This is a genomic window from Intrasporangium chromatireducens Q5-1, assembly GCF_000576575.1.
Classification (GTDB): Bacteria; Actinomycetota; Actinomycetes; order Actinomycetales; family Dermatophilaceae; genus Intrasporangium_A; species Intrasporangium_A chromatireducens.
In genome coordinates, this window is sequence record NZ_AWQS01000200.1 from 1 (window position 1) to 6,891 (window position 6,891).

Sequence of the window (6,891 nt, forward strand, 5' to 3'; positions counted from 1 at the left end):
TCGACGGTTGGTGGCCTCTCGACGCAGGTGGCGGTGGCGGAGCCGCCGGACACGTCGAGTCGCCAGGTACCGGAGTTCTGCGGCAGGTCGGGGTCCTCCACGGTGAGGTGCGCCGTCGCGGCGAGAGAGGGCGAGAACCCGCGCCCCGCAACGGCCTTCGGCAGGTCGACGATGCGCGCCATCCAGCTCTGCTGCTCCACATCGTGTCTCGCCTCTGCCCCGGCGAGCAGCGCCACCGGGTCGCGGGGGTCGAGGAAGGCGTGCACCGTCGGAGCGGCCGAGGACCCCGAGCCGACGACCGCCCACAGCGCAGCGGCCGCGTCCCGACCGTCGGCGACGAAGGTGTCGACCCTCAGCGTCTCGTCCGAGAGGGTGTAGGTGACGAACCCCGTTGGTCCGCCGTCGCGTCCGTCGAGGACATACGCGATCGTGTCCTCGTCGCCCAGCTCGTGCCGCCATTCCTGCTCGTCGACGAGGCGGGGCCCGCTCAGCCGGTTGCGCTGCTGGTCGGCCCGCATCAGGGCTGCGAACAGCTGGGCGTCCGCGGGCCCCGCCCCGCGCGGACGCAACCCACGCGAGAGCGAGCCGAGGGCGCGGAGGTCGTGAGCGGCATACGTGAAGCGGGGGAGCGGGCCGCCGAACTCGAATCCGACGCCGCGGTACAGCGTCGGGGCGGTGGGGAACAGACAGGAGATCCCGTCGCCGAGCTCGGCCATCCGGGCGAGCAGCCCGCGCATGAGGAGCGAGGCGACGCCGCGGCCGCGCGCCGCCGGGTCGACATAGACACCGGCGACCCCGCCCATCGGCTGGTGCCGCCCGCCCCAGACCTGACCGAACGGGCGGGCCCGGCCCGAGGCGAGGACGGTGTCGTCGGCATCGACGACAGCGAGCATCCGGCCGCCCAGCGTCTCGTCGGCGACCCGCCGCCACCAGCGCTCCCCGCCGTCACCCAGTGGACCGAACGAGCGCGCCCGGATGCGCAGGATGGCGGCAAGGTCGGCCTCGGTCACGTCGCGGACCCGCAGCTGCGTCATGGTCGGCCACGCTAGCGGAGGCAGTGGTCAGGCTCCGTCACGGTCGAGGGGCTGCCTCATCCCGGTCCCTCGGCGATCCCTCGGCGATCCCTCGTGATCCGTCAGACTCGGTGCTCGTCGGCCAGCCGCTGGCTGCGCCCCAGGCCCCAGCTGATGAGTACCGCCGCGAACATCCCGCCCCAGAACAGCCCGGTGACATCGGAGCGGGCGAGGACGAAGCCGAGCGTCCCGAGGACGAGGACGGCGAGCCCGGGCAGGACGTACCAGCCGATGAGGATGGCCGGGCCGGACGAGTCGGCCCGGAACATCGACCTCGGGGGCGAGCCCCGGAACGCGGCGAGCAGGTGACCGCCGGCCAGGACGCCCACGAGCACGAGGACCAGCAGCACGGCGCTCACCGAGACGTGGCCCACCACGACTCCGGCGACAGCGACTCCGGCACCGAGCACCACGAGGGCCAGTACGGCCGGGACCACGAGGTGGGCGAGGGTCTCGGAGCGGCCGGAGATGCCGAGCAGCGACGGCGTCCCGATGTTGTCGGCCTGCAGGCGCAGGCCCTCGGCCCAGGCCCCGAAGCCGAAGTAGGCGGGGACGAGCCCGACCGTCACGGCGAGTGCGGGGGCGACGGGGTGGGTGACGCTCCACGAGATCACCACCGCGCCAAGGCTGCTCAGCCCCAGACCGGTCCAGAACGTCGACGGCAGCCGCCGGAGCCCGAGCAGGTCGCGGCGCACCACGACCGCGACCGGACCGGCGGCCCGCAGACGGGCGCTCCGGCCGTGCCGCACCGGTCGGGCCAGCTGGAGCCGCGCGGTGCGGAGGTTGCCCGCGAGGACCGACCCCCCGATCGTCGAGCTGTTCGCCGCGTGGCGTCGCAGCACCTCGATGTGCAGCTCCCGCAAGGCGATCCGGCCGCCGATCATCGTCCGCAGGCTGCGCCCGGCACCGGGCCACGACCGGACCTGCCCCGCGAGCCAGAGCGACGTGGCGAGCCAGCCGAGGACGGCACCCGCGAGCGTGACGAGGACAGCGGCATACCAGGAGGTCATGCCGGCGAAGGCCACGCCCGCGCCGACGGTCAGCCCCGCGAGACCACCGAGGAAGACCCCCAGCCCGAGCGCGAGGCGCCACCACCGCCCGACGGTGACGGCCCGGTCGATGGGCGCGCTGACGACGTGGTCGATCCACGGCAGAGGCGGGACGACGGGGCCGCGGTAGGCCCCGGCGGCGTACATCGACCACAGGATCGCGACGACCGCCGCGCCGAGCACGCCGAACGCGAGCGGCGTCTCCAGCTGTCGACGCAGGGCCAGCGGGTCCGCCGTCCTGACGACGGCCTGGACGACGGGGAAGCCGTAGGCGAGCGCGCCGAGGAAGACGACGTACCCGGCGTACCACGCCTGCCGCCGCCCCTTGCGGCCCGCGTCGCCACCGATGACCCAGTCGGCCTGCCCGACCAGCTCGTGGTCGTCGACCTCGAGCGTCGAGGCGGCCTCCGGGTCGCTCATCGGGCGGGGGCGACGTCGACGACGCGGTGGGCGAGGGCCTCGGTCATCTCGGGGTCGTGGCACGCCATCACGACGGTCGTGCCGGCGCGGGCCCGCTCCCGGATCAGCTCGGTGACGGTGACGCGCTTGGTGGTGTCGAGCCGCTGCTCGGGCTCGTCGAGGAGGAGCACCGAGCCGGGCCGCGAGAAGGTCAGGGCGAGCCGGAACAGCTGCTCCTGGCCCGAGCTCAGCTCGTGCGGGAACCGGTCGTGCAGGTGGTCGATCCCGAGGCGCGCCATGAGTGCGAGGCCTCGCTCGTCGGACGTGTTGGGGTCCCCGCCCCACGTGGAGTCGACGAGGACGAGGTGGTCGATGAGGGTGAGGTCGCGGTACGTCGTCGGCGTCCCGATCAACGCGGCAACGGCGGCCCGAACGCTGGGGTTGCGCTCGTCCGCGGTCGTCCCGCCGATGGTCGCGGTGCCGACCGTCGGCTCGAGCAGGCCCCCGATCATCCGCAGCAGGGTGGTCTTGCCCGAGCCGTTCGGGCCGCGGAGGACGACGCACTGGCCCGGCTTGGCCCGCACGGTCGTCGGCAGGACGAGCGTCGTCGTGTCGATCGTCTTGCCGACCTTGTCCGCGTGCACGTCGCCGCGCAACAGGGTGATCGTGCTCATGTGGCCTCCCGCTCGCGTTCCTCGCGAGGCCACCGTATGCCGCTCACCCTCCTCCCGCTGCACCGGCGGCTGCCGCCGGGGTCAGCCGCCGACGCTGACGGGCGGTCCGGCAACGAGCGCGACGCCCGTCAGCGCCGCGACGGCGACGAGCCCGACGCCGACCGCGACCGCGGGCCGGGCCAGCAGCAGGTGCAGCACCCGCTCGAGCGGGTTCTCCGGCCGGGCCTCGGCGTGACCCAGGCGCCAGCCGCCCTCGAGGGCGCCGGCGTGCTCCATCCGGCGCTCGAACCACACGGTGAGGAACGGCGGGATGGCGCTCGCGAGCCCGAGCACCAGCTGTCGCGCCGTCCACCGCTGGTTGACCGAGACGAGGACGGTGACGAGGCAGAAGGCGATGAAGACCACGCCGTGGACCATTCCGAAGACCTTGACCCCGAGGTCGGTGGTGGCCGTGACGTACTTGAGGAACATGCCGGCCAGGAGCAGCGCCCACGACACCACCTCGGCGAGGGCGATCCGGCGGTACAGGGTGCGCGGGGACATGGTTCTCCTACGGAAGGTCGTGGTGGGCGGCTCCAGTGTCACAAACCACCCGCGTCCGGGGTAATCGCTTCGTCGGCCACGAGGATGAACGAGCGGCGACCTGACAGGTCGCTGGCCCGCGACGGGACCGCGCGGCGCGTTACGGTCGAGCCATGAGCGACTTCGAGCACCTCCTCGTCACCCGGGACGGCGACACGGTGACGATCACGATGAACCGTCCAGCACGGCGCAACTCCCTGTCCGAGGACCACCTTGCCGAGCTGCTGCGCGCCTTCCAGCAGACTGCGGCGACGGACGCGACCGGCGTGATCCTCGCCGCGAACGGCCCGGTCTTCTCGGCCGGTCACGACTTCGGCGACGTCGCAGCCCGCGATCTCACCGGGGTGCGGGACCTGCTGCGGCTCTGCACCGACCTGATGCAGACGATCGAGACCGTCCCGCAGGTGGTCGTCGCCCGGGTGCACGCGCTCGCCACGGCCGCCGGGTGCCAGCTCGTCGCCTCGTGCGACCTGGCCGTCGCGGCCGAGTCGGCCGGCTTCGCGCTGCCGGGCGGCAAGGGCGGCTGGTTCTGCCACACCCCTGCGGTGCCGGTGGCCCGCTCGATCGGTCGCAAGCGGCTGATGGAGATGGCCCTCACCGGCGACGTCGTCGACGCCCCGACCGCCCTGGACTGGGGCCTCGTCAACCGGGTCGTGCCGGATGCCGAGCTGGACGCCGCGGTCGCGGAGCTGCTCGCCCGCGCCACGAAGGGCTCCCGGGCGAGCAAGGCCCTCGGCAAGCAGACTCTGCACGCCCAGCTCGGCCGTCCCGAGACGGACGCCTACACGATCGCGGTCGAGGTCATGGCGGCCGCCTCCCAGCTCGCCGGTGCCAAGGAGGGCATGGCCGCGTTCCTGGAGAAGCGCCACCCCAAGTGGCCCGACTGAGTGGAGCCGGTCGAGCTGAGTGGAGCCGGTCGAGCGGGGGCGGCGAGGCGGTCCACAGGTGGCCCGAGCGCGTAGGTGACGGTCGGTGGCGGCGGTTAGGGTTTCCGACATGGCCACCGCCCTGTACCGCCGCTACCGGCCCGAGAGCTTCGCCGACGTCATCGGCCAGGAGCACGTGACGGAGCCGCTGATGCAGGCGCTGCGCACCGGGCGGGTCGGCCACGCCTACCTCTTCAGCGGGCCCCGCGGCTGTGGCAAGACGACGAGCGCGCGCATCCTCGCCCGCTGCCTGAACTGCGAGCAGGGCCCCACACCGACGCCGTGCGGCACGTGCGACTCCTGCGTGGCGCTCGCGCGGGGCGGCCCGGGCAGCGTCGACGTCATCGAGATCGACGCGGCCAGCCACGGCGGCGTCGACGACGCCCGTGACCTGCGCGAGCGGGCGAGCTATGGGCCGGCGCAGAGCCGCTACAAGATCTACATCATCGACGAGGCGCACATGGTGACGCCGCAGGGCTTCAACGCGCTGCTGAAGATCGTCGAGGAGCCGCCCGAGCACGTGAAGTTCGTCTTCGCGACGACCGAGCCCGAGAAGGTCATCGGCACGATCCGCTCGCGCACCCACCACTACCCGTTCCGGCTCGTGCCGCCGGCGAAGCTGATCAGCTACATGGAGCGGCTGCTCGAGCAGGAGGGCGTGGCCGTCGAGCCCGGCGTCCTGTCCTTCGTGTCGCGGGCCGGTGGTGGCTCCGTGCGGGACTCGCTCTCGGTGCTCGACCAGCTCATCGCGGGCTCCGGCCCGGAGGGGCTGACCTATGACGGCGCCGTGTCGCTGCTCGGGTTCACCGACGCCGAGCTGCTCGACGCGACGATCGACGCGCTCGCCGCGGGGGACGGCGCGGCGACGTTCCGCCAGGTCGACCGCGTCATCGAGTCGGGCCATGACCCCCGGCGGTTCGTCGAGGACCTGCTCGAGCGACTGCGCGACCTCATCATCGTCGCGGCCGTCCAGGACGGCGCCGGACAGGTGCTGCGTGGCGTCCCCGAGGACCAGCTCGAGCGGATGCGGGTGCAGCAGGCGGCGTTCGGGCCGGGCGCGCTGTCCCGCGCGGCCGACATCGTCAACACCGGCCTCACCGAGATGACCGGGGCGACGTCGCCTCGGCTGCAGCTCGAGCTGATCTGCGCGCGCATCCTGCTGCCCGGCTCCTCGGGCGAGGAGGGGTATGGCGCCCGCCTCGACCGCATCGAGCGCCGGCTCGAGGTGGGCGGAGTGCCCAGCGGCCCCTCAGCCGCTCCGCTACCCCCGTCGCGCCTCGCTCCACCCGCCTCGCCCTCGAACGACCGCCCTGCCCCATCGGCCTCGCAGCCGACCGGCCCTGCCGCGCCCTCGGCCGTTGCCCCGAGCCAGCGCTCTGCCCCACCCGCCCCGGAGCAGGGAGACAGCCCCGTCGCACCCGTTGCCTCCGGTCCGGCCCACCCGCCGCCCACGCCGGCGAGTGAGCGCCCCACTCCGCCCACTCCACAGTCGAGTGGGCGCACGGCCGCACCCGAACCGGCCCCGGCCGCTCGGCCCGGCGGGCTCGACACCGACGCGATCCGTCGCGCGTGGCCCGATGTCCTCAACCGGGTCTTCCAGATGCGCCGGGGCACGTGGACGCTGGTGTCCCAGAACGCCCAGGTCATCGGCTATGACGGGCACGTCCTCACCCTCGGCATCGCGACGGGCGGCATCGCGAACACCTTCCGCTCGGGCAACCACGCGGAGATTCTGCGCCAGGCCCTCATCGACGAGCTCGGCATCGACGCGAAGGTCGATGGAGTGCACGCGCCCGACGCGTGGGAGGCCGGCCACGGCCAGGACCCGGCACCAGCCTTCGCGGGCGGTCAACCGGCGCCTCCCGCGACGGCGTTCCCGCAGCAGGAGCCGGAGCAGGTGCTGCACCAGGCATCGCCGGAGCCCGGCTCGCACGAGGCGCCCTCACCGGCGCAGCAGTCCGAACAGCGGCCGTCTCCCCACTCCACCGGCCCGACCGGCCCCCAGGCTCCGGCCGCGGGGGCGGCCGAGTCACCTGGCCCGGGTGACCGCCCCGGTGGTCCCCGTCCGTCCGGTGCGGCGATCGCCGACGCTGGCCTGGCACCGGCTCCGCCCTCGAGATCCCTGCAGGACAACGCCGGCTGGGGGAGCGTCACGGCGCCGCCTCCGGACTGGGCGACGGCGGGGCCG

The 6,891-nt window shown here is 73.8% G+C and carries 6 protein-coding genes; 2 read left to right on the forward strand and 4 right to left on the reverse strand.

Features of this window, described 5'->3' with window-relative positions; genetic code table 11:
* The 4 genes from N864_RS17265 to N864_RS17280 all read right to left on the reverse strand — a co-directional run.
* On the reverse strand, window positions 1-1,034 hold a 1,034-nt coding region (locus N864_RS17265), incomplete at its 3' end, for a GNAT family N-acetyltransferase (RefSeq protein ID WP_034719789.1).
* Between the two features lie 101 nt (window positions 1,035-1,135).
* Window positions 1,136-2,542, reverse strand: coding sequence for a hypothetical protein (locus N864_RS17270; RefSeq protein ID WP_034719791.1), 1,407 nt, complete (start codon window positions 2,540-2,542; stop codon window positions 1,136-1,138).
* Window positions 2,539-3,195 carry an ABC transporter ATP-binding protein gene (locus tag N864_RS17275; protein WP_034719794.1) on the reverse strand — a complete coding sequence of 219 codons (657 nt, stop codon included), beginning with the start codon at window positions 3,193-3,195 and terminating at the stop codon, window positions 2,539-2,541. Before N864_RS17275 ends, N864_RS17270 begins: the two co-directional genes overlap by 4 nt.
* Window positions 3,196-3,276: 81 nt before the next feature.
* Window positions 3,277-3,738 (reverse strand): DUF3817 domain-containing protein, encoded by a 462-nt coding sequence (locus tag N864_RS17280; protein WP_034719796.1) that lies wholly within the window; start codon window positions 3,736-3,738, stop codon window positions 3,277-3,279.
* Between the two features lie 152 nt (window positions 3,739-3,890).
* On the opposite strand from N864_RS17280, the gene N864_RS17285 reads away from it, so the two are divergent.
* Complete coding sequence (locus tag N864_RS17285; protein WP_034719798.1) at window positions 3,891-4,664, forward strand: enoyl-CoA hydratase-related protein; 774 nt, start codon at window positions 3,891-3,893, stop codon at window positions 4,662-4,664.
* Between the two features lie 109 nt (window positions 4,665-4,773).
* Window positions 4,774-6,891: DNA polymerase III subunit gamma and tau (locus N864_RS17290; protein ID WP_051518736.1), on the forward strand; the 2,118-nt coding region annotated here is incomplete at its 3' end.

Bases quoted from the DNA above. Each gene is read 5' to 3' on its own strand.
- N864_RS17280 (WP_034719796.1), bottom strand. From the start codon at position 3,738: ATGTCCCCGCGCACCCTGTACCGCCGGATCGCCCTCGCCGAGGTGGTG.
- N864_RS17270 (WP_034719791.1), bottom strand. From the start codon at position 2,542: ATGAGCGACCCGGAGGCCGCCTCGACGCTCGAGGTCGACGACCACGAG.
- N864_RS17275 (WP_034719794.1), bottom strand. From the start codon at position 3,195: ATGAGCACGATCACCCTGTTGCGCGGCGACGTGCACGCGGACAAGGTC.
- N864_RS17285 (WP_034719798.1), top strand. From the start codon at position 3,891: ATGAGCGACTTCGAGCACCTCCTCGTCACCCGGGACGGCGACACGGTG.